This window comes from Serratia sp. ASV30, from assembly GCF_016428815.1.
Lineage (GTDB): Bacteria > Pseudomonadota > Gammaproteobacteria > Enterobacterales > Enterobacteriaceae > Chania > Chania fonticola_C.
Map to the genome: position 1 here is coordinate 69,984 of NZ_JAELTL010000018.1, position 23,268 is coordinate 93,251.

The 23,268-nt window shown below is 54.6% G+C and carries 14 protein-coding genes, 1 tRNA gene and 3 rRNA genes; 5 read left to right on the forward strand and 13 right to left on the reverse strand.

The window, feature by feature from the left end; translation table 11 throughout:
- Position 1: 1 nt before the first annotated feature.
- From JHD74_RS10615 to JHD74_RS10625, 3 genes are all read right to left on the reverse strand, one after another.
- On the reverse strand, positions 2 to 1,336 hold the full coding sequence (locus JHD74_RS10615) for an MFS transporter (protein ID WP_199062690.1): 1,335 nt from the start codon (positions 1,334 to 1,336) through the stop codon (positions 2 to 4).
- 55 nt (positions 1,337 to 1,391) lie between these two features.
- Positions 1,392 to 2,846, reverse strand: coding sequence for an FAD-binding oxidoreductase (locus JHD74_RS10620; RefSeq protein ID WP_059199043.1), 1,455 nt, complete (start codon positions 2,844 to 2,846; stop codon positions 1,392 to 1,394).
- A gap of 70 nt (positions 2,847 to 2,916) precedes the next feature.
- On the reverse strand, positions 2,917 to 3,702 hold the full coding sequence (locus tag JHD74_RS10625) for an SDR family oxidoreductase (RefSeq protein ID WP_199062691.1): 786 nt from the start codon (positions 3,700 to 3,702) through the stop codon (positions 2,917 to 2,919).
- Positions 3,703 to 4,167: 465 nt separating this feature from the next.
- Between JHD74_RS10625 and JHD74_RS10630 the strand changes: the two genes are divergently transcribed.
- Together JHD74_RS10630 and JHD74_RS10635 are read left to right on the forward strand one after the other, a co-directional pair.
- Entirely contained in the window at positions 4,168 to 5,448 is a 1,281-nt protein-coding gene (locus JHD74_RS10630; RefSeq protein WP_024528033.1) for a nitrate/nitrite transporter, read from the forward strand.
- Positions 5,449 to 5,468: 20 nt separating this feature from the next.
- Complete coding sequence (locus JHD74_RS10635; RefSeq protein ID WP_199062692.1) at positions 5,469 to 6,917, forward strand: FGGY-family carbohydrate kinase; 1,449 nt, start codon at positions 5,469 to 5,471, stop codon at positions 6,915 to 6,917.
- Positions 6,918 to 6,951: 34 nt separating this feature from the next.
- Here the strand turns inward: JHD74_RS10635 and JHD74_RS10640 are convergent, their stop codons facing one another.
- Together JHD74_RS10640 and metH are read right to left on the reverse strand one after the other, a co-directional pair.
- Positions 6,952 to 7,518, reverse strand: a complete 567-nt coding sequence (locus JHD74_RS10640) for a glycerol-3-phosphate responsive antiterminator (protein WP_065684828.1) — start codon at positions 7,516 to 7,518, stop codon at positions 6,952 to 6,954.
- A gap of 37 nt (positions 7,519 to 7,555) precedes the next feature.
- Positions 7,556 to 11,236 (reverse strand): methionine synthase, encoded by a 3,681-nt coding sequence (metH, locus tag JHD74_RS10645; RefSeq protein WP_199062693.1) that lies wholly within the window; start codon positions 11,234 to 11,236, stop codon positions 7,556 to 7,558.
- A 275-nt stretch (positions 11,237 to 11,511) separates the two neighbouring features.
- Here metH and iclR point away from each other — a divergent pair, with 275 nt between their 5' ends.
- The 3 genes from iclR to edd all read left to right on the forward strand — a co-directional run bounded on the left by iclR (position 11,512) and on the right by edd (position 15,020).
- Positions 11,512 to 12,342 (forward strand): glyoxylate bypass operon transcriptional repressor IclR, encoded by an 831-nt coding sequence (gene iclR / locus JHD74_RS10650; protein WP_024484007.1) that lies wholly within the window; start codon positions 11,512 to 11,514, stop codon positions 12,340 to 12,342.
- Positions 12,343 to 12,600: 258 nt separating this feature from the next.
- Entirely contained in the window at positions 12,601 to 13,140 is a 540-nt protein-coding gene (gntK, locus tag JHD74_RS10655; RefSeq protein WP_074031488.1) for a gluconokinase, read from the forward strand.
- Between the two features lie 65 nt (positions 13,141 to 13,205).
- A complete protein-coding gene (gene edd, locus JHD74_RS10660) occupies positions 13,206 to 15,020 on the forward strand; it encodes a phosphogluconate dehydratase (RefSeq protein WP_199062694.1) in 1,815 nt (604 codons plus the stop codon).
- Between the two features lie 33 nt (positions 15,021 to 15,053).
- On the opposite strand, the gene aceK is transcribed toward edd, so the two are convergent.
- From aceK to JHD74_RS10700, 8 genes are all read right to left on the reverse strand, one after another.
- The gene (gene aceK, locus JHD74_RS10665) at positions 15,054 to 16,799 is read right to left on the reverse strand and encodes a bifunctional isocitrate dehydrogenase kinase/phosphatase (protein WP_199062695.1); all 1,746 of its coding nucleotides are present in this window, start codon (positions 16,797 to 16,799) and stop codon (positions 15,054 to 15,056) included.
- 60 nt (positions 16,800 to 16,859) lie between these two features.
- Positions 16,860 to 18,167 carry an isocitrate lyase gene (aceA, locus tag JHD74_RS10670; protein WP_021180852.1) on the reverse strand — a complete coding sequence of 436 codons (1,308 nt, stop codon included), beginning with the start codon at positions 18,165 to 18,167 and terminating at the stop codon, positions 16,860 to 16,862.
- A 46-nt stretch (positions 18,168 to 18,213) separates the two neighbouring features.
- Positions 18,214 to 19,812 (reverse strand): malate synthase A, encoded by a 1,599-nt coding sequence (gene aceB / locus JHD74_RS10675; RefSeq protein WP_024528041.1) that lies wholly within the window; start codon positions 19,810 to 19,812, stop codon positions 18,214 to 18,216.
- A gap of 375 nt (positions 19,813 to 20,187) precedes the next feature.
- Positions 20,188 to 21,117: a homoserine O-succinyltransferase gene (gene metA / locus JHD74_RS10680; RefSeq protein WP_098929609.1), complete on the reverse strand. Its 930-nt coding sequence runs from the start codon at positions 21,115 to 21,117 to the stop codon at positions 20,188 to 20,190.
- 433 nt (positions 21,118 to 21,550) lie between these two features.
- A 5S ribosomal RNA gene (rrf, locus tag JHD74_RS10685) occupies positions 21,551 to 21,666 on the reverse strand.
- Between the two features lie 54 nt (positions 21,667 to 21,720).
- A tRNA-Thr gene (locus JHD74_RS10690) sits at positions 21,721 to 21,796 on the reverse strand.
- A gap of 13 nt (positions 21,797 to 21,809) precedes the next feature.
- A 5S ribosomal RNA gene (gene rrf, locus JHD74_RS10695) occupies positions 21,810 to 21,925 on the reverse strand.
- A gap of 105 nt (positions 21,926 to 22,030) precedes the next feature.
- Positions 22,031 to 23,268: ribosomal RNA gene (locus tag JHD74_RS10700) — 23S ribosomal RNA — on the reverse strand; the annotation flags it as partial.

Below are 23,268 nucleotides of genomic sequence, written 5' to 3' on the forward strand. Positions count from 1 at the left end.
GTCAGTGGGCGATTAACGGCTTTACCGAGGAGGCGCCCACCAGCGTCATATCCTTGGTTTCCGGTGCCCACATGATTGAGACCACCGCCCCCAGTACCAATACGCCCGTCAGGATCAGCATGGTGCCTTGCAGCCCCAACGAAAGCATCGACAGCGGCAGCAAAGCGGTGCCGATGGCCGAACCAAACCGGCTCATTGAAGTGGCAAAACCCACCCCCAGTGAACGAATATCGGTTGGGAAACTTTCTGCCGGGAACACCCCAACCAGATTACTGACCGCCGAAATCGTCAGCGTAAAGATGGCAAACAGCAACAGCATCATCCCCTGCCCCGGCGGCACAAAGGCCAATGCCCCCAGGCTGGCAGCCAGGATCCAGAACGCACCGATCAGGAAGCGACGACGCGGTAGCCATTGGGTAAAGCCAATCCCCATCAAGGCCCCCACCATCAGCAGGCCATTGAGCAGCAGGTCGGTAGCAAAGCTTTGGTTCTGCCCCAGGGAGGTAAGGATAGAAGGCAGGAAGGTATAGATAGCGAAATAAGGGATCACCAGACAGACAAAAAACAGGCTGTTGAACGCGGTGCGTCGCCAGTAACGCGGCGAAAATAAGGTGTGTATATGACGTGCGGTTTCGACCGGAATTTCGTCATTAAGGATCACATGTGGACCAAAGCAGCGCTGCACCACCAGATGAGCCTCGGCGATGCGCCCTTTGCGCATCAGCCAACGTGGCGACTCTGGCGTTCCAATGCGTAATAGCATAATCAATAACGCAGGCACCGCGCTTGAGGCCAACAGCCAGCGCCAGGACTCCGGCCCCAGATCGGCAAGGAAATGGCCAGCAAATCCGGCGGCGACGTAGCCTAACGTCCAGATCACGCTAAAGGAACCCAGCAGGATGCCACGATGCTTACGCGGAGCAAACTCGGCCAGCATGGTATGGCCTACGGCGTAATCGCCCCCTAGCCCGATCCCGACCAATACCCGTAGCCAGAACAGCTGTTCCGGCGTAGTGGCGAAAAATTGCATCACGGAAGCCAACGTGATGATGACAAAACTGAAGCTGAAAATTTTCTGACGGCCAATATGGTCGGAAACCCAACCCAATACCAGGCTGCCAAGGAACAGGCCAATCAGTGCCGAGCTGCCGATCATTCCTTCCCAAAACGGCGTCAGCCCCATCTGCGGCTTGAGCTGGGCCAACGCAAAGCCGATCACTCCCAATACATAGCCATCGGTGAGGTGAGCGCCAAAGGTTAACCCCGCCATTTTGCAGTGAAAAGCGTTAAGCGGAATATCATCCATGCGCACTTGCCGAGGCAGCCGTGTTGTCATCGTTACCCCCCAATGACTGTGCGAAAGGCCCGGCAAGCCGGGCCAGATAGGATTGTTATTTTTCAATCGGATAAATGGTGCCGGTGTTCATGATGCCATTCGGGTCGTACACCTCTTTCAGCGCCTTGAGGATGTAGTAGGCACTGCCGTGTTCATCCTTGGTCCAGTGCACGCGGTGTTTGCCGATGCCGTGGTGATGCACCATCGAACCGCCCTGCTTGATGGTCTCCTCCACGATGATTTTATTCAGTGGATTGTGATACTTGTCGATCTCTTCTTCAGGCTTGCAGTCCACCACGTTGTAGTCATACACAAAGTACATGTTGGTGCCGTTGATGTAGCTGTGTGACGAGTGGCCGCCCAGCATAGTGATATCACCGGCATGTGGGAACTCATCGCGGATGCGGCGGATCACATTCTCGTAAATCGCATTGATACAGCCCCAGTCGCCGGAAACCTCGGTAGTGAAGCCCATATTGTTGGTCTTCATGATCTGTACACGTTCCGCCGCCACTTTTTCCGGGCCCCAGTTCAGATTGTTGAACCAGGCTTCAATCAGCTTGCTGTCGACCTTTTTACATTCCGGATAGCGTTTAACGATCTCATCAATCCCCGCGCCGGTCGCCTGCGCAATCCCTTTGGCCCCTTCGGCCATAAAGATCAGTACGCATTTGCCTTCGGCAAAGTGGGTAAAATGCTGGGTCCCGTCTTCTGCGTCATACAAACGGGCAATGGAAGGACGATAGCCTTCAACCATCACTTCCCGCAGGATATCGAAACCGGTTGGCATGTTATCGAGGATGTAACCGTAGAACAGGTTGTTTTCCGGCATGTATTTGAAGATTTTCACCGTCACTTCGGTGATAAAGCACAACGCCCCTTCGTTACCGATAATCACATGGCGGATATCCGGGCCTGCGGCCCGGCGTGGCACGTTTTTAATCCGGGTGATGTTGCCGTTCGGGAATACCGCTTCCAGCCCAACCACCATGTCTTCGATCGCGCCGTACAGCGTAGAGAACTGGCCGATACTGCGTGTTGCCACCAGGCCGCCCATCTGGGCCAACGGTTTGGACTGCGGAGAGTGACCGGTCGTATAACCCTGGGCACGCAATTGATTTTCCAACACTTCCAGCGGTACGCCGCACTGTGCCGTAGCCTGCATATTGCGGATATCAATGTTGATGACCTTATTCATTCCCGAGCCATCCAGCACCACGGAATTCTTCACTACCGTTTCCAGCCCGCCCTCGGTGGCCGAAGCCCCGGTGCGCGGTACGCCAGTAATGCCGTGCTTATTCATAAACGCCAACACATCGGACACTTGCTGAGTGTCGGCCAATTTAACCACGGCGGCAGGCAGTGGCTGGGTAAACACGCCATGAATATCAGCATATTTTCGGAAACGGTCTACGCTGTTTTTCTGCAGCACTTTTTCGTCGGTAATCACCCGCTCTGGGCCAACAAGTTCTTTTAACTGAACAACAATTTCTTCACGGGACAGAGACATAAATAACCCTTCCTAAATTAAGAATAGATAAAATCGGCTTAAGTAAAATTAAAAGGAACCACCCATTAATTTAGCGAACCAAATAACCACCATCGACAACCAATAAATGGCCATTAACATAATCAGAGGCTCGACTGGCTAAAAATACCATCGCCCCCATCAGATCCTGCGTTTCACCCCAACGATTAGCTGGAATATGGTCAAGAACACGCTTATTCGTTTCTGGATTTTTACGCGTTTCGACCGTAATATCTGTCGCATAATAGCCCGGTGCAATGCCATTCACCTGTATATTGTATTGCCCTAATTCATCGCAATAGGCCTTGGTAAAACCTGCCAACGCATGCTTAGTGGCCGAATAAGCCGGTGACCATTGGCCGCCCAGATAAGAGAACAGGGAACAGATATTAATTATTTTCCCCTGCTTTTTCGGGATCATGATTTTTGCCGCTTCATAGCTCAATTCAAAGGCAGCGGTCAGGTTGATATCGATCATCGGATCCCAGTCTGCGCGGCCAAAATCCAGCACCTTATTCAGCTTACAGATACCGGCGTTGTTCACCAGAATGTCCACCGAACCGAAGGTCTCCAGACACTGGGCAATCACTCTGGCAGGCGCGCCTTTCTCAGTAATGTCCACCTGCATAAACTCAACTTTCACCCCTTGCTGCTCAATCATTTCGCGGGTTTGGCCCTTATCCATGATAAAGCTTGGAATGAACAGGTTGGCACCGGCTTTGGCCAACGCCATGGCAAATGCCTGTCCCAGACCGCTGTTGCCACCGGTGACGATCGCGGTTTTGCCTTTTAGCGAGAAGAAATCTAACGAGAACTCATTTAACGCGTTTATTGACATGATTTTGCCCCTTGGTCTGGAAAAAACGCAAAAAAAAAGAGAAAAGCAACCTCCCTGCACTTGGCAGAGAAGTTACTTTTCTCTTCATCTCTAGTAACTGGCAAAAAAAATAACACATAGGGTCAAGGTTATTCCGTGACACCTATCACAGTTTCATTTTTTACCGGGTCGAATTGACATTAAAATTTATTTATTTCGCAGTAACTCGGTGAATTACTACGCGATCAGATCCCACCTAATGTTCCCTACTTCAGTTTTGTGATAACTCTCACAGATGAATTATAGGTTGCCGTGCTATTTATTATCGCAGTTACTGAAAGAGACGAAGAGAAAAGTAACTTCCTGCACTGCGGGAAGCTTGCTTTTCTCTTTTTTTGTTTAACGCGATGTACCCAATAACGGTTAAAAGACGGGAAGCACACCAAACATTAACCATTAATGGGTGTATTTATGCGGAACTTCACCATGGAAAAAAATAATTCCCACCGTTGGTTAACGCTGGCAATAATAAGTATCAGCGGCGGAGTAAGTTTCGATCTCGCCTATCTGCGTTATATTTACCAAATCCCAATGGCCAAGTTTATGGGGTTCTCCAATACCGAGATCGGCTTGATTATGAGCACCTTCGGTATCACCGCAATTATTCTGTATGCCCCTAGTGGGATCATTGCCGATAAATTCTCCCATAGAAAGATGATGACCTTCGCGATGATCGCCACCGGCCTGCTGGGGTTGCTGATGGCGGTCTATCCGCCCTTCTGGGTGATGATCCTGATCCAGGTTGCCTTCGCTATCACCACCATCCTGCTGCTGTGGTCAGTCTCGATCAAGGCGGCCTCGCTGCTCGGCAACCATGAAGAGCAGGGAAAAATCATGGGTTGGATGGAGGGGCTACGTGGTGTGGGTGTGATGGCCCTGGCCGTATTCACCATGTGGATCTTCTCGCTGTTTGCGCCGGAAAACCCCAACAGCCTGAAGGCAGTGATCCTGATCTACAGCGGCGTATATATCCTGTTGGGCATGCTCTGTTGGTTCTTTGTCACAGATGGCTTTGTCACCAGTGACGAGAGCGAAAAACCGCATAAATTCAGCCTGGGGGATATTCTCTCGGTGCTCAAAATCAGCACCACCTGGTATTGCAGCATGATCATCTTTGGTGTCTATACCATCTACGCCATCCTCAGCTACTCCACCAACTACCTGACCGAAATGTACGGTATGACCCTGGTCGCCGCCAGCTATATGGGGATTGTGATCAACAAAATCTTCCGGGCCATGTGCGGGCCACTCGGTGGGATCATCACCACCTACACCCGGCTGAAATCGCCAACGCGGGCCATTCAGTTGCTGGCGTTAGTCAGCTTGGCCACCCTGGCCGTCTTGCTGATCACCAACCAGAACCCGACCTCGGTCGCCGTGGGGATTGGCCTGATCCTGTTGCTGGCCTTCACCTGCTACGCCTCACGCGGGCTTTATTTCGCCTGTATCGGCGAAGCCAGAACGCCAAAATACATTATGGGCACCACCGTGGGGATCTGCTCGGTGATCGGCTTCCTGCCCGACGTGTTTGTTTACCCGGTTATCGGCCATTGGCAGGACACGCTGCCCGCCGCCGAGGCCTATCACAATATGTGGCTGATGGGGTTAGGGGCAACCTGCCTGGTCGTGGTGTTCACCTTCCTGCTGTTTAACAACATCAAGCGCGCCGGCGCCAAAAGCACAACAACACAGCCGGCCACCGAATAATTATCTCAAGGAGTTGCGACATGAAGAGCAAGTACCTGATGGGTGTGGACGTGGGCACCCAGAGCGCCAAAGTGGTGATTTTTGATCTGGGCGGCAACGCAATTTGCGAAGGGAAACAGCAGTTACGCAAGATGGATATCCCGGCCCCTCTGCTGGCGGAACACCCAGACGACGATCTGTGGGATTCGCTTAAGGTGGCTTTCCGCCGCGCCATGCAGCGTTTTGGCGAACGTGGTGGCAAGCCGCAGGACATTCTGGCGATGGGCATTTGCATCGTACGCTGCTGCCGGGTGCTGTTGAAGGATAACGGTGAGCTGGCCTATCCGGTGATTAACTGGATGGACAAACGCCTGAACAAGCCTTACGAATATATCGATGCCTATCAGGGCGTGCGTTATGTAACGACAACTTCGGGTTACATCACTCATCGCCTGACCGGTGAGTTCAAAGACACCTGCGCCAACTACATCGGTTGGTGGCCGATGGACAATGACCGCCTCGATTGGAGCACCGATCCCGCCGCCTGGCAAAGCTGCAATCTGACGCGCGACATGGTGCTGGACGTGGTGAAACCCGGTGAAATCCTCGGCCACATCACTCAGCAGGTGGCGCAACAGCTTGGCATCCCCGCAGGTATTCCGGTGGTAGCTACCGCACATGACAAAGCGGTGGAAGCGCTGGGAGCCGGTTCACTAGATGAAGGCGTTGCGCTGATTTCCCTCGGCACCTATATCGGGGCCATGGTACACGGCCATGCCAACGTGAAGGACGCGCAAAACTTCTGGCCCTTCCAGGCTTCTATCCCAGGGCGCTACCTGTATGAGTGCATGGGCGTGCGCCGTGGCATGTGGACCATCAGTTGGTTCCGCGATCAGTTTGGCGCAGCCGCACTGTCGGATGCCCATGACGCCGGGACCAGCATTGAGGAGTTACTGAATCAGGAAGCAGAGCGCGTTCCTGCGGGTTGTGAAGGCCTGATCACCGTCCACGATTGGGCACCACCGTCTGAAGCGGAATTCCGTAAAGGGGCCATGTTTGGCTTCGATGGCCGCCATACCCGTGCCCATATGTACCGTTCGGTGCTGGAGGGCATTGCCTTCACCATGAAAAACCATATGGACAAGATGGCGCTGGAGCTGCAAACCCCGTTCAAGCACCTGATTATTTCCGGCGGCGGGGCCAACAGCGATCTGTTTATGCAGATCTTTGCCGACGTGTTTGGCATCCCCACCAGCCGTAACGTGATGAAAGGTTCGGCAGCGGTGGGCTGTGCCATCAACGCCGGAATGGCGGTGAATGTCTTTAGCGATTACGAGCAGGCCGCGCAGAAGCTGGTACGAATGGGGGACAGTTTTGCACCGAATATGGCTAACCATCAGTTCTACAATCAGTTGAATCAGCAGGTATATCAACAGGTAAACAAACATCTGGACCCGCTGCTACAGGCACTCAGTCCGTTGGTCGACTAAAAGGCAAGGGCACCGGCATTCGGTGCCCTTACCCTTACAATTTCAACTTCCATACGTCGTGATTGGTGGTGGCAACGGCGATGGCCCCGGCATTCAGCGCGGTTTGCGCATCATCCTCATCACACACCAAGCCACCGGCAATGATCGGCAAGTCGATCTTTTCTGCCACCCAACCGAGCACCTTAGGCATGCAGCCCGGCAGGATTTCGATGCAGTCGGGCGTCGATTGCGCCACCTGTTTGTCGATATTGTGGAAGGAAATCGAGTCCATGATAAACAGCCGGTGAATGGTGTAGAAGCCTTGCTGACGCGCTGCCTTCACCATCGAGGCTTTGGTGCTGATAATGCCATCTGCCGCCGTGACGATTTTCAGGAAATTAATCACGATCTCCTTGTTGGAGCTGCCTTCCAGCAAATCAACATGCACAAAAGCATATTTGCCCGCGTCCTTCACCTGCTGCACGATGCGGCCAATATTGCAGATATTGCCGTACAGTACCGAGATGATCTGGCAGTCCGATTTGACCGCGATCTGCAGGCTTTCATTATCTTTTACCGCTGCGATCACCGGATGCAGCTTTAACAGCTCTTCGATAGACACGTTGTTCCCCTGTCTCTTTCAGCCTGCTGGCTGCAAATTAGTCCGCATCGTATCCCAGATTCGGGGCTAGCCAGCGTTCTACGTCGCCGATCTTCATCCCCTTACGCTGCGCGTAATCTTCGACCTGATCGCGCTGGATCTGTGCCACGGCAAAGTACTTACTCTGCGGATGGCTGAAATACCAGCCGGATACCGCTGCCCCAGGCCACATGGCGAAGGACTCGGTCAGTTCCATGCCGGTATGGCGGTTAACGTCCAGCAACTGCCAGATCTCCGCTTTTTCGGTATGCTCTGGGCAAGCAGGATAGCCGGGAGCCGGGCGAATACCTTGATAATTCTCACGGATCAGCTCTTCGTTACTCAGATTTTCATTGGCGGCAAAGCCCCAATGCCGCTTACGTACCTGCTCGTGCAGATACTCGGCAAAGGCCTCTGCCAAACGATCGGATAACGCTTTGACCATGATCTTGTTGTAGTCGTCATGCTTGGCATCATAGGCCGCCGCCAAAGCATCTTCTTCCAGCCCACCGGTAACCGCGAATGCGCCAAAATAGTCGGCTTTGCCGCTGCTTTTCGGGGCCACAAAATCGGCCAGACAGTAGTTCGGGAAATCGGTCTTTTCCGTTTGCTGACGCAGGTGGCGGCTGACCACCAGCACCTCTTCACGGCTTTCATCCCGGTAGACCTCCACATCATCCCCAACGCGGTTGGCCGGGAACAGACCGTAGACACCACGCGGGTTGAGGCTACCGTTAGCGGCCAACATATCCAGCATTTCGTTGGCATCCTGGAACAGGCGCTTGGCCTCTTCCCCTACCACTTCATCTTCCAGAATGCGCGGGTACTTGCCCGCCAGTGACCAGGTCATAAAGAACGGCGTCCAGTCGATATAGTGGCGTAGCGTGTTAATGCTGGCCTCAACCGGGAACACCCCCAGCTTGTTCGGCACCGGTGGCTGGTAGTTTTCCCAATCCAGCACCATGGCGTTATCCCGCGCCTGTTGCAGGCTGACCGGCGGCGTACGCGGCTTTTTACGCCCATGCTGGATACGCACGGTTTCGTACTCTTTGCGGGTGCGGGCGACAAACTCGTCCCGCTGGGTGTCTGACAGCAGCGCCGCAACCACGCCAACGGTACGCGAGGCGTTCTGCACGTAGGTAGTCGGGCCGCTGTAGTTCTGTTCAATCTTCACTGCGGTATGAGCCTTGGAGGTGGTCGCCCCGCCGATCAGCAGCGGCAGAGTAAAACCTTGGCGTTCCATCTCTTTTGCCACGTTCACCATTTCGTCCAGCGACGGGGTGATCAGGCCAGACAGGCCGATAATATCCACGTTCTGTTCGCGGGCGGTTTTCAGGATCTTGTCCGTTGGCACCATCACGCCCAGATCGATAATTTCGTAGTTGTTACATTGCAGCACCACGCCGACGATGTTTTTGCCGATGTCGTGCACGTCGCCCTTCACCGTCGCCAGCAGAATTTTCCCGGCGGTGGTGCCTTTCTGTTTGCTGGCCTCGATGTAAGGTTCGAGATAGGCCACCGCCTGCTTCATCACGCGGGCCGATTTCACCACCTGTGGCAGGAACATTTTGCCCTCGCCGAACAGATCGCCCACCACGTTCATGCCAGCCATCAGCGGCCCTTCGATCACTTCGATCGGGCGATCCGCCTGCTGGCGCGCTTCTTCGGTGTCTAACTCAATAAATTCGGTAATGCCTTTGACCAGCGAATATTCCAGGCGCTTCACTACCGGCCAGCCACGCCATTCAGCCTGCTGAACCGCCACTTCATTGTCTTTGCTGCCCCGGTATTTCTCCGCCAGTTCCAGCAGACGCTCGGTGCCGTCCTGACGGCGGTTGAGCACCACATCCTCAACGGCTTCACGCAGTTCGGTGCTGAGATCGTCATAGATCGCCAACTGCCCGGCGTTGACGATCCCCATATCCATGCCGTTGCGAATAGCGTGATACAGGAACACCGCGTGGATCGCCTCACGCACCGGATCGTTGCCACGGAACGAGAAGGAGACGTTGGACACGCCGCCGGAGATCATCGCGTGCGGCAGGTGGGTTTTGATGTCGGCGCAGGCTTCGATAAAGTCGACGGCATAGTTGTTATGCTCTTCGATACCGGTGGCGACAGCAAAAATGTTCGGGTCAAAAATGATATCTTCCGGCGGGAAACCCACGCGTTCGGTCAGGATCTGATAAGCACGGCGGCAAATCTCAAATTTGCGTTGGCGGGTATCCGCCTGGCCGACCTCATCGAAGGCCATCACCACCACGGCGGCACCGTAGCGGCGCACCAGTTTGGCATGGTGGATAAAGGCTTCTTCGCCCTCTTTCATCGAGATCGAGTTGACGATGCCTTTACCCTGAATGCATTTCAGGCCCTTTTCAATCACGCTCCATTTGGAGGAGTCGATCATGATCGGGACGCGGGCGATATCCGGCTCACCGGCGATCAGGCTGAGGAAACGCACCATCGCCGCTTCGGCATCGAGCATCCCTTCATCCATGTTGATGTCGATGATTTGGGCACCGCTCTCCACCTGCTGGCGGGCCACGGCCAGCGCCTCGTTATACTTTTCTTCTTTAATCAAACGTTTGAATCGGGCCGAGCCGGTAACGTTAGTACGCTCACCTACGTTGACGAACAGCGATTTGGCATCAATATTCAGCGGTTCCAGGCCGGACAGGCGGCAAGCCACCGGTAACTCTGGCAACTGCCGTGGCGGTACACCTTCAACCGCTTTAGCCATCGCGGCAATATGCGCCGGAGTCGTGCCACAGCAGCCACCGATGATATTGAGGAAACCGGCATGCGCCCATTCACCCACCTGTTTGGCCATCTCTTCGGCATCGAGATCGTATTCACCAAAGGCATTGGGCAAACCGGCATTCGGGTGGGCAGTGACATAGCTTTCAGAGATACGAGACAACTCCGCCACGTATTGGCGTAATTCATCCGGGCCGAGCGCACAGTTCAGGCCAAAGGTCAGCGGTTTGACATGACGTAGCGAGTTGTAGAACGCTTCCGTAGTCTGGCCGGAAAGGGTGCGTCCAGAGGCGTCGGTGATAGTGCCGGAAATCATGATCGGTAAGGTCACACCCAGCGCTTCAAACTCGGTTTCAACCGCAAAGGCCGCCGCTTTGGCATTCAAGGTATCGAAGATGGTTTCGATCATGATCAGATCGACGCCCCCTTCCACCAGCGCGCGGGTTGATTCGCGGTAAGCCTCTACCAACTGATCAAAAGAGACATTACGGAAAGCCGGATCGTTAACGTCGGGGGAGATAGAGGCAGTACGGTTGGTTGGGCCCAGTACACCAGCAACGTAGCGCGGTTTTTCCGGGGTGCGTGCCGTCCATTCATCAGCGCAAGCGCGAGCCAGCAAAGCGGCCTGGTAGTTAATTTCCGCGGACAGCGACTCCATATGGTAGTCGGCCATCGCGATAGTGGTCGAGTTGAAGGTGTTGGTTTCGAGGATGTCGGCCCCCGCCTCCAGGTAGCCGTTGTGGATCGCAGTGATCACCTCCGGCTTGCTTAGCACCAGCAGGTCGTTATTGCCTTTCAGATCGCTTTGCCAATCGGCAAAACGCTCACCGCGGTAGTCTGCCTCCTCCAGCCGATAGCTCTGGATCATGGTGCCCATACCGCCGTCCAACACTAAAATACGCTGCGATAGCTGCTGACGCAGTTGTTCCACTCGATTTATCACTGTAGCCCCTTCACACCCGATTATCCGCCCGACGACTTATTACCCCACATCCCAATGTTGTAGCGGCGCGGCACGCTGCGCCCGTCATGCATCCTGCAACTTGAAAGATGGAGGGTCTGACATCCTAGCACAGGTTATGGCGGCAAAGGTGCGAGCGGGTATTGAGAGTTTTTCAGGTTCGCCGAGCAACAGATCCGATGAGCGGAGAAGCAACTTGCAATTCATACACAAAAAACGAAAATGAATTCCATCATACGGAAAGCACAAGGTGAATCATGGCCACTCCCGTTCCCGCCAAGCGCGGTAAAAAACCCCGCGCCGCCGCCCCCGCCACCAGCACGGCGACCGGCCAGGTCCAGTCACTGACCCGTGGTCTGAAACTATTGGAATATATTGCCGAAGCGCAGGGCAACGTAGCGCTGACCGATCTAGCGCAGCAGGCCGGGTTGCCCAACTCCACCACCCATCGCCTGCTGACAACCATGCAGCAGCAGGGTTTTGTCCGTCAGGTAGGCGATCTTGGCCTGTGGACCATGGGGGCACATGCGTTTGTGGTGGGCAGCAGCTTCCTGCAAAGCCGTAACCTGCTGGCCATGGTGCATCCTACGCTGCGCCGCCTGATGGAAGAGTCGGGTGAAACGGTCAATCTGGCGGTGATGGATAAAGCCGAAGATCAGGCGGTGATTATCGATCAGGTGCAATGCACCGCGTTGATGCGCATGTCGGCCCCAATTGGCGGCAAGCTGCCGATGCATGCTTCTGGTGCGGGCAAAGCCTTTCTGGCCAGCATGCAAGACGATGAGGTAACCCGGCTGCTGCATAAAAAAGGCATGCACACCTACACTCCGCATACGCTAACGCCACATAACTTGAAAGAAGGGTTGGCGGTGATCCGCAAACAGGGATTCTCGTTCGACGATGAAGAGCATGCCCTTGGCTTACGCTGCCTGGCAGCCTGTATCTTTGACGAGCACCGCGAAGCCTTTGCCGCCATCTCCATCTCCGGCCCGGTATCACGCATTACCGACGATCGCGTTACCGAACTGGGTGCGCTGGTGATCCACGCGGCGAAAGAAATCAGCCTGGAGTACGGCGGCGTACGGTGATTAGACGGGCGCAGCATTCGGCGCCCGACGTCATGTGCAAATCCCCGCTGTTATTTTTCTGTATCGCGCTGTAGAGACTTTGTTTCGCATCCTGCGAAAAGTATGAATTCGATCACAATTAGCGATCTTGCCACCGAAAGCCGATTGCAACCTTTGGTGCTTCCATCGACAATGTTACCGATAACATGTTACCGGTAACAATTATCCATAAATAATATAGCCGCAGCAAACTATGACTCGCAGGTGGGGAACCAAACCATGATCAATAATCAGAATCGTGTTTACGTCATTATGGGCGTTTCCGGCAGCGGCAAGTCTGCCGTCGCCAGTGCCGTGGCCCAACGGCTATCTGCCAACTTCCTGGACGGTGATTTTCTCCATCCTCGTTGCAACATCCAGAAAATGGCCTCAGGTGAACCGCTCAATGATGACGATCGTGCCCCCTGGTTGGCTGCCCTGAACGACGCCGCTTTCGCCATGCAGCGTACCAATGCGGTCTCCATCATCGTCTGCTCTGCGCTGAAAAAACATTATCGCGATCGGCTGCGAGCCGGTAACGACAATCTGTCGTTCATCTATCTGCACGGCGACTTCCCGGTGATCGAGGCTCGGCTGGCTGCCCGCAAGGGGCATTTCTTCAAACCCCAAATGCTGGTCACCCAGTTCGCCACGCTGGAGCAGCCGGGCCAAGATGAAAGTGACGTCCAGGCCATCGATATCGATCAGCCGCTGGATGCGGTGATTGCCGACACTGTGCGACATATCCAGAGCTTTCTGCCGCAAGAAGCCTGTGCATAACGAGATGTTCTGAACAACATAACTAGCCCTCGCCGCGCGCATTAGGGCTGCATTGTGAGGATGGTATGATTAACAGCACCCTGGCACGTGTAACACAACGCATCATTGAACGCTCAAAACAAACCCGAGCCGCCTATCTGGCGCGCATTAATGAAGCCCGTACGCAGACGGTACACCGCTCGCAGCTAGCCTGTGGCAACCTGGCCCACGGCTTTGCCGCCTGCCAGCCCGACGATAAAGCCGCCCTGAAAAACATGGTGCGCAGCGATATCGCCATCATCACCGCTTACAACGATATGCTCTCTGCCCACCAGCCTTATGAAAGCTATCCACAGCGGCTAAAGCAGGCGTTGCACAGCGTTGGCGCCGTTGGCCAGGTCGCAGGTGGTGTGCCAGCAATGTGCGATGGCGTGACACAGGGGCAGGACGGCATGGAGCTGTCGCTGATGAGCCGCGATGTGATAGCCATGTCCGCAGCCATCGGTCTCTCCCATAACATGTTCGACGGCGCGTTGTTCCTGGGTATCTGCGACAAGATTGTGCCGGGGCTGGTGATGTCTGCCCTGTCCTTCGGCCATTTGCCTGCCATATTTGTGCCAGCCGGGCCGATGAGCAGCGGCCTGCCAAATAAAGAGAAAGTACGTGTGCGCCAGCTGTATGCCGAAGGCAAAGCCGACCGCCATGCGCTGCTGGAAGCCGAAGCCGCCTCTTACCATGGCATTGGCACCTGCACCTTCTACGGCACCGCCAACACCAACCAGATGGTGATGGAAGTGATGGGCCTGCATCTGCCCGGCGCTTCTTTCGTTCACCCAGACACGCCGCTGCGCGATGCGCTCAATGATGCTGCCGCTCGCCAAATCACCCGCCTGACAGAAACCGCCGGTAATTACCTGCCGATAGGCCAATTGGTGGATGAAAAAGTGGTGGTTAACGGCATCGTATCGCTACTGGCCACCGGAGGATCGACCAACTTGACGATGCATATGGTGGCCATGGCTCGCGCAGCAGGCATCATCATCAACTGGGATGACTTCTCTGAGCTTTCCGATTCGGTGCCACTGCTGTGCCGCATCTACCCCAACGGCCCGGCGGATATCAACCAGTTCCAGGCGGCGGGCGGTGTGCAATTGGTCGTGCGTGAGCTGCTGAACAACGGCCTGTTGCATCAGGATGTGCATACCGTCGCCGGTTTCGGCCTGGAGCGCTACACCCAGGAGCCTTGGCTGGATAATGGCCAGCTAGCCTGGCGCGAGGGAGCGGCAAGTTCGCTAGACGCGAACGTGATTGCCAGCCTAGCCAAACCGTTCGAGCACCATGGCGGCACCAAGGTGCTGGCCGGTAATCTGGGCCGCGCGGTGATGAAGACGTCGGCGGTGCCTGCTGATAATCAGATTATCGAAGCCCCGGCGATCGTATTCGACAGTCAGCACGATATCGTCCCCGCCTTCGAAGCGGGCAAGCTGGATCGGGACTGCGTAGTGGTCGTACGTTTCCAGGGGCCACAGGCCAATGGCATGCCTGAACTGCATAAGCTGATGCCACCGCTCGGGGTATTGATGGATCGCGGCTTCAAGGTAGCGCTGGTGACCGATGGCCGCCTGTCCGGTGCTTCTGGCAAGGTTCCTTCCGCAATCCATGTCACCCCGGAGGCGTACACCGGCGGCATGCTGGCCAAAGTACAAAGCGGCGATATGCTCCGGGTGAATGGCCGCACCGGCGAGCTGCAACTGCTGGTCTCGGAACAAGAGCTGGCCCAGCGCACTCCCTATCAACCCGATCTGAGCGCTGAAAGGATCGGCTGTGGCCGTGAACTGTTTGGTGCGTTACGCAGCCAGCTTTCCGGGGCCGAACAAGGTGCCTGCTGTATCACGTTTTAATCCTGGCCATGGCCCAGTTTGCTGGGCCTGCTATCAGCCAGCCTGCGCGTACCCCGAAGGCAGACGCTGGCTGAAACGCCGCTTTTTACGGTAGGCAAACACATCCTCGACATGCCCCTCCTTGATACGCTGCTGCAATCCTCGCCAGTAGTCCGCCTCGAACAGATCGCTGTGCATCTCCTCAAAGACCTTGCGGATACGCCGGTCGCCACACAGGAAATGGCGGAATTCTTCGGGGAAAACGTCGTTGGGTGAAATGCTATACCAGGGTTCACTGGCCAGTTCATCTTCCGGGTAGCGCGGCGGCGGAATATTACGGAAGTTCACTTCGGTCATGTAGCAAATCTCGTCGTAGTCGTAAAACACTACGCGCCCATGACGCGTCACGCCGAAGTTTTTGAACAGCATATCACCGGGGAAGATATTGGCCGCAGCCAGCTGTTTGATCGCATTACCATATTCTTCGATGGCGTCATGCATTTGCCGTTCGTCTGCCTGCTCGAGATACAGGTTCAGCGGTGTCATCCGACGCTCCATATACAAGTGCTTGATGACCACACGATCGCCGAGATCTTCCAGCTTTTCCGGCACCTCGCGCTGCAACTCCGCCAGCAGTTGCGGGCTGATGCGCGCCTTATCCACTACAAAATTCTCATATTCCTGGGTATCGGCCATCCGCCCGACGCGATCGTGCTCTTTTACCAATTGATAGCAGGCCATCACCTGCGCCTGCGTAACCTCTTTCTGCGGCGCAAATTCGTCTTTGATCACCTTGAATACCCGATCGAAGGACGGCAGCGTAAACACCAGCATCACCATGCCTTTCACGCCCGGCGCAATAATGAATTGCTCCTGCGACTGGGCCATAAAATTCAGGTATTCGCGGTAGCATTCGGTTTTACCATGCTTCTGGCAGCCGATCGCCATATACAGTTCGGCGGTGGTTTTACCCGGCAGGATCTCCCGCAACCATTCGACCATCGCCGCTGGTAATGGGGCATACACCATGAAGTAGGAACGGGCGAAGCCAAACACGATGCTGGCTTCGGCCTTGCTGGTCAGGCAGGTATCAATGAACAACGCGCCGGACTCGCTGTGGTGGATCGGCAACAGAAACGGGTAAACCCCGTCGACCACGCGCAGCTTACCGACCAACCAGGCCGCCTTGTTACGGTAGAACAGCTCATTACCAATTTGGAACGTCGCTCCCGCTAACTGTTGGGAGCTGAAGGTTTGCAGTAAGGCTTGAGTGATATAGCGAATATCGCGTGGCAGATCTTCCCATGGCAGACGCAGCGGCAAGTCGATCAACAGGCTGTGAAGCATGGCGGCCAAATCACCGTTGGGGGTAAAATCACGGGCTAATGGCCTGGGGATATCACGAAAGCGCCGTTCAGGCTGCGAACTGAAAACGAACAGTTTGTCCGGGGTTAAATCCCGATGTTTGAACAGCCGACAGTAAACCGAGTTGAAGAAGCTTTCGGCAATCTCAAAACGCGGGTAGTCGGGCAACAGCTCGGTATAAACCGCCTTCACCCTATTGGGGAAGTCCGCATCGTAATATTTCTGCCCGGTGATACATTTCAGTTGCTCGACCACCAGACCGACGTGGTGATCGTAAAGATGGATACGTCGTTTCATCGCCTGTTGTACGGCGGGCCAGTCTGCCTGCTCAAAACGCTGCTGCGCTCCGGCCGTGACTTCAAGAAAGCGGCCATATTGCGCATCAAAGCCCTGCAGGATCGTCTGTGCAATCAACAGCTCCAGTTTTTCCGCCATTTTTGCCTCTGCCATTCAGGAATGAAACAAGAGCCTGACACCGCGCCAGGCCCCTGGGGATCAGAACTGCTGTTCTTCGGTGGAACCGGTTAGTGCCGTTACCGAGGAAGCGCCCCCCTGAATAATGGTGGTGACTTTATCGAAGTAGCCGGTCCCCACTTCCTGCTGATGCGAAGCAAAAGTGTAACCACGCTCGACCGCGGCAAACTCTGGTTGCTGCACTTTTTCGACATAGTGCTTCATGCCTTCACCACGTGCGTAAGCGTGTGCCAGATCGAACATGTTGAACCACATGCTGTGGATACCGGCCAGCGTGATGAACTGGTATTTATAGCCCATGGCGGACAACGCGTCCTGGAAGCGGGCGATAGTCTGATCGTCCAGGTTCTTTTTCCAGTTGAACGACGGTGAGCAGTTATAGGCCAACAGTTTGCCCGGGAACTTGGCATGGATCGCATCGGCAAAGCGTTGCGCAGCTTCCAGGTCCGGCGTTGAGGTTTCGCACCACACCAGATCGGCATAAGGCGCATAGGCCAGCCCACGGCTGATCGCCTGCTCAATACCGGCATGGGTACGGTAGAAACCTTCGGCGGTGCGTTCACCAGACACGAAGGCGCTGTCATACGGATCGCAATCGGAGGTCAGCAGGTCTGCCGCGTCCGCATCGGTACGGGCAATCAGCAAGGTTGGGACACCGAGAACGTCAGCAGCCAAGCGCGCCGCAACCAGCTTCTGGATAGCTTCCTGGGTCGGTACCAAGACCTTGCCGCCCATATGGCCACACTTCTTCACCGCCGCCAGTTGATCTTCGAAATGCACCCCGGCGGCACCGGCTTCGATCATCGCCTTCATCAGTTCAAAGGCGTTTAGTACGCCGCCAAATCCGGCTTCGGCATCCGCCACGATCGGCAGGAAGTAATCGGTATAGCCTTTGCTGCCGGGTTCAATCTGGTTTGCCCACTGGATCTGATCCGCCCGACGGAAAGTATTGTTGATACGCTCAACCACCGTCGGGACAGAGTCGACCGGGTACAGTGATTGATCGGGATACATGGCGGCAGCGGTGTTGGCATCAGCCGCTACCTGCCAACCGGACAGGTAGATCGCTTCGACGCCCGCTTTCGCCTGTTGCAGCGCCTGGCCACCGGTCAGCGCCCCAAGGCTGTTCACGTACCCTTTGCGGGATTTGCCGTGCAGCAACTCCCAGAGTTTCGCCGCTCCGTTTTGCGCCAGCGTGCAAACCGGATTGACCGAGCCACGCAGGTTGATCACGTCTTCGGCGCTGTAAGGGCGGGTGATGCCTTCCCAGCGTGCTGATTTCCATTCCTGTTCCAGCTGTTGGATCTGTTGGGTACGAGAGGTCGTCATATTTTTATCCTTTTCAATACTGTAGGGTTAAAGGTCAGGAACGGTTTCAGGCCAGTAATTCGTAGCCGGGTAAGGTCAGGAAATCGATTAATTCGTCTTGCGTGGTAATACGCTCCATCAGCTGTGCCGCCTCTTCGAAACGGCCTGCGTGATAACGCGCTTCACCCAGTTCTTTACGTACGACCTGCATCTCTTCCTGCAGCATCTGGCGGAACAGGGCTTTGGTTACCTGTTGGCCATTGCTGAGGCTTTTCTCGTGATGGATCCACTGCCAGATTGAGGTACGTGAAATCTCGGCGGTGGCGGCATCTTCCATCAGGCCATAAATCGGTACGCAGCCATTGCCGGAGATCCAGGCTTCAATGTATTGCACCGCCACGCGGATATTGGCGCGCATACCGGTTTCGGTACGCTCACCGTCACACGGTTCCAGCAGTTGCGCCGCCGTGATAGGAGCATCGTTCTCACGCAATACATCTAGCTGGTTCTGCCGCTCACCCAGGATGCGGTTAAACACCTCCATCACCGTATCGGCCAGACCTGGATGTGCCACCCAAGTCCCGTCATGGCCATTGGTCGCTTCCAGTTCTTTATCCGCGCGCACCTTGCCCAACACCACCGCGTTTTGCTCGGCGTCTTTGCTGGGGATAAACGCCGCCATTCCGCCCATAGCAAAAGCACCGCGGCGGTGACAGGTCTTGATCAGCAAGCGAGAATAAGCACTGAGGAAAGGCTGGGTCATGGTGACGGACTGACGGTCCGGCAGCACCCGATCGCCATGGTTCTTCAGCGTTTTGATATAGCTGAAGATGTAGTCCCAACGGCCACAGTTCAGCCCGACGATATGATCGCGCAGGTGATACAGGATCTCGTCCATCTGGAATACCGCAGGCAGGGTTTCAATCAACACCGTGGCCTTGATAGTGCCGCGCGGTAATTCGAAGCGATCCTCGGTAAAGCTAAAGACTTCGCTCCACCAGGCAGCCTCCTGCCAGGACTGGGTTTTCGGCAGGTAGAAATACGGACCACTGCCTTTTGCCAGCAGTTGGCGATAGTTATGGAAGAAATAGAGTGCAAAATCGAACAACCCACCAGGGATCGCTTCCCCCTGCCACTGCACGTGTTTTTCCGGCAAATGCAGGCCGCGCACGCGGGCAATCAACACCGCTGGGTTGGGTTTGAGCTGGTAAATCTTGCCGGCTTCGTTGGTGTAAGAAATGGTGCCGTTTACCGCGTCGTGCAGGTTGATCTGCCCGTCGATAACCTTGTCCCAACTTGGGGCCAGCGAGTCTTCAAAGTCGGCCATAAACACTTTGACGTTGGCATTGAGGGCGTTGATCACCATTTTGCGTTCAACCGGACCGGTAATCTCAACCCGACGGTCGCGCAAGTCAGCGGGAACGCCGCGGATCTGCCAGTCGCCCTGCCGAATGGAATCCGTTTCCGAAATAAAGCCAGGCAGCTCGCCACGATCGATTTTCTCTTGCCAGCTGGCGCGTGCCGCCAACAGTTTATTGCGTTGTGGCGTAAATTTCCCCACCAGTTCAGCCAGGAACTCGACCGCGTCATCCGTCAGTATCTGCCGCTCTGCAGAGCCGAAAGCCTGTGTAAACGCTAATTCTGTGCCTACCATCTGTTGCGTCATTGTCTTGATCCTTTCCATCATTCCACGCCGCCATTACAGGCCAGGCGAAGCATTGTTGTCGGAAATCGGGTGAAAAAAAGACCGCCAACTGGTCAGATGTCATCCCGCAGGATCCTAGAATAACTAACAAAAACTAAAAATCAAAAACGATTTCCATTTTTTTAATAAATATTTTATTAACCTTTTATTATCAATTGATTAGATTATTTATCATTTATGGCAAACTAGGAAACCGGTTCCATTGCGAACGAGAAATACCAGTAATGCATTGTTTTTAAATGAGTTATCGATGCTGAAACGTTGCAGATTTGGCAGGGAAAACGGTGGGATAAACCAGGGTGGCCTCGATTCAGCCACCCGTTACAGAGAAAAATGTTACTCGAGGGTAGGATTCATATGACGCAGATCGAACGGCGTGATCTGGTAAACGTAGTAGTTCAACCAGTTGGAAAACAGCAGGTGACCATGGCTTCGCCATGAAGCTGCGGGGGTCAATTCGGGGTTATCATCGGGGAAATAATTTAGCGGTACGGTCGGGTTGAGGCCTGCATCGTTATCGCGACAATACTCGCCCGCCAACGTCAGGGTGTCATATTCCGGATGCCCGGTGACAAATGCCATGCGTTTATCCTTGGTGGCGAACAGATAGGCACCTGCCAGCTCTGATTCTGCCAGGATATCCAGATCGGTGTACTGCCGCAGGATCTCGGTTGGGAAATCGGCATAGCGGGAGTGAGGAGCCAGGAAGGTTTCATCAAAACCCCGGGTCAGCAAGGCATGCTGGTGCAGCGTACGATGCTGGTACACCCCAGAGAGCTTCACCTCTCGTGTCTTCTTTGGAATGCCGTACAGGATGTTTAACGCGGCCTGCACTGCCCAACAGACAAACAGGGTTGAAGTCACATGATCCTTGGCCCACTCGATCACTCGCTCGATCTGCGGCCAATAGGCGACATCACAGAAGTCCACCAGGCCCAGCGGAGCGCCGGTGACGATCAGCCCGTCAAAGTTCTCATTCTGGATATCTTCAAAGTTACAGTAGAAATTATTCAGGTGCTCCGTAGGAGTGTTCTTCGACTCACGGCTATCGATGCGCAGTAGCTGAATATCGATCTGCAATGGCGAGTTGGAAAGTAAACGCAGGAACTGATTCTCCGTTTCGATCTTTTTCGGCATCAGGTTGAGAATAAGCACCTTTAACGGCCTGATTTCCTGTGTTTTTGCGCGTGAGGATGTCATGACAAACACGTTCTCATTACGCAAGAAATTGACCGCAGGTAACTCATCAGGAACACGAATCGGCATTGCTTACCCCTCACATATCCGTTTATACGTTTAGACTTCTAGATGCCCGAAGATAGCGCTTTTTTAGCGTCATGTCGAGGATTCAACGGGAAGGTGAAAATGTTTCATCGCCAGGCAGGGAGGGCTGTTCGTAAATAGTAAGCAGGGAGTCTTTTGTCTGTTTAGTTGGCAGTCGTCCCCTCACCCTAGCCCTCTCCCCCAGGAGAGAGAACCGATCGAGTCCGCTGACATTCCTGCGCAATATCCCATCTTTCTTCTTACTCCCAGCATCCTGAAGCGGCACGAGCTCACCCACAACGCCGGGCTGCTCACACTGGTGTTCCTGATGTTCTCGGTTGGTGCTGTGGGAGAAGGTTGGGGTAAGGGGGTATCTTCTGTTTTTGACCCATAGCAAAAAGGCCATCCTTGCGGATGGCCTCTTGGCTTAATTGATGCTTGGCAGTGTCCTACTCTCGCATGGGGAGACCCCACACTACCATCGGCGCTACGGCGTTTCACTTCTGAGTTCGGCATGGGGTCAGGTGGGACCACCGCGCTATTGCCGCCAAGCAAATTCTTTTGATTCTTTTCTTTCTGCCGAACTTCTAAACCACTTAAATAAAGTGGTGCTGATACCCAGAGTCGAACTGGGGACCTCACCCTTACCAAGGGTGCGCTCTACCAACTGAGCCATATCAGCACACTAATTTGATGCCTGGCAGTGTCCTACTCTCGCATGGGGAGACCCCACACTACCATCGGCGCTACGGCGTTTCACTTCTGAGTTCGGCATGGGGTCAGGTGGGACCACCGCGCTATTGCCGCCAGGCAAATTCTGTTTCATTCCAACCGCGTCACTTTCGTGTCGCCATCAGAACCAATCTCGGAACTTCGCTGAAAATTGTCGTCTACTCTAAAACACCTTTGGTGTTGTAAGGTTAAGCCTCACGGATCATTAGTACTGGTTAGCTCAATGCATCGCTGCACTTACACACCCAGCCTATCAACGTCTTAGTCTTAAACGTTCCTTCAGGGGCCTTAAAGGCCCAGGGAAGACTCATCTCGAGGCAAGTTTCGCGCTTAGATGCTTTCAGCGCTTATCTTTTCCGCACTTAGCTACCGGGCAGTGCCATTGGCATGACAACCCGAACACCAGTGGTGCGTTCACTCCGGTCCTCTCGTACTAGGAGCAACCCCTCTCAATCTTCCAACGCCCACGGCAGATAGGGACCGAACTGTCTCACGACGTTCTAAACCCAGCTCGCGTACCACTTTAAATGGCGAACAGCCATACCCTTGGGACCTACTTCAGCCCCAGGATGTGATGAGCCGACATCGAGGTGCCAAACACCGCCGTCGATATGAACTCTTGGGCGGTATCAGCCTGTTATCCCCGGAGTACCTTTTATCCGTTGAGCGATGGCCCTTCCATTCAGAACCACCGGATCACTAAGACCTACTTTCGTACCTGCTCGAGCCGTCACTCTCGCAGTCAAGCTAGCTTATGCCTTTGCACTAACCTCACGATGTCCGACCGTGATTAGCTAACCTTCGTGCTCCTCCGTTACTCTTTGGGAGGAGACCGCCCCAGTCAAACTACCCACCAGACACTGTCCTCACCCCGGATCACGGGGCCGAGTTAGAACATCAAACATTAAAGGGTGGTATTTCAAGGTTGGCTCCATGCAGACTGGCGTCCACACTTCAAAGCCTCCCACCTATCCTACACATCAAGGCTCAATGTTCAGTGTCAAGCTATAGTAAAGGTTCACGGGGTCTTTCCGTCTTGCCGCGGGTACACTGCATCTTCACAGCGAGTTCAATTTCACTGAGTCTCGGGTGGAGACAGCCTGGCCATCATTACGCCATTCGTGCAGGTCGGAACTTACCCGACAAGGAATTTCGCTACCTTAGGACCGTTATAGTTACGGCCGCCGTTTACTGGGGCTTCGATCAAGAGCTTCGCCTTGCGGCTGACCCCATCAATTAACCTTCCAGCACCGGGCAGGCGTCACACCGTATACGTCCACTTTCGTGTTTGCACAGTGCTGTGTTTTTATTAAACAGTTGCAGCCAGCTGGTATCTGCGACTGGCTTCAGCTCCGAGAGCAAGTCTCTTCACCTACGCGCCAGCGTGCCTTCTCCCGAAGTTACGGCACCATTTTGCCTAGT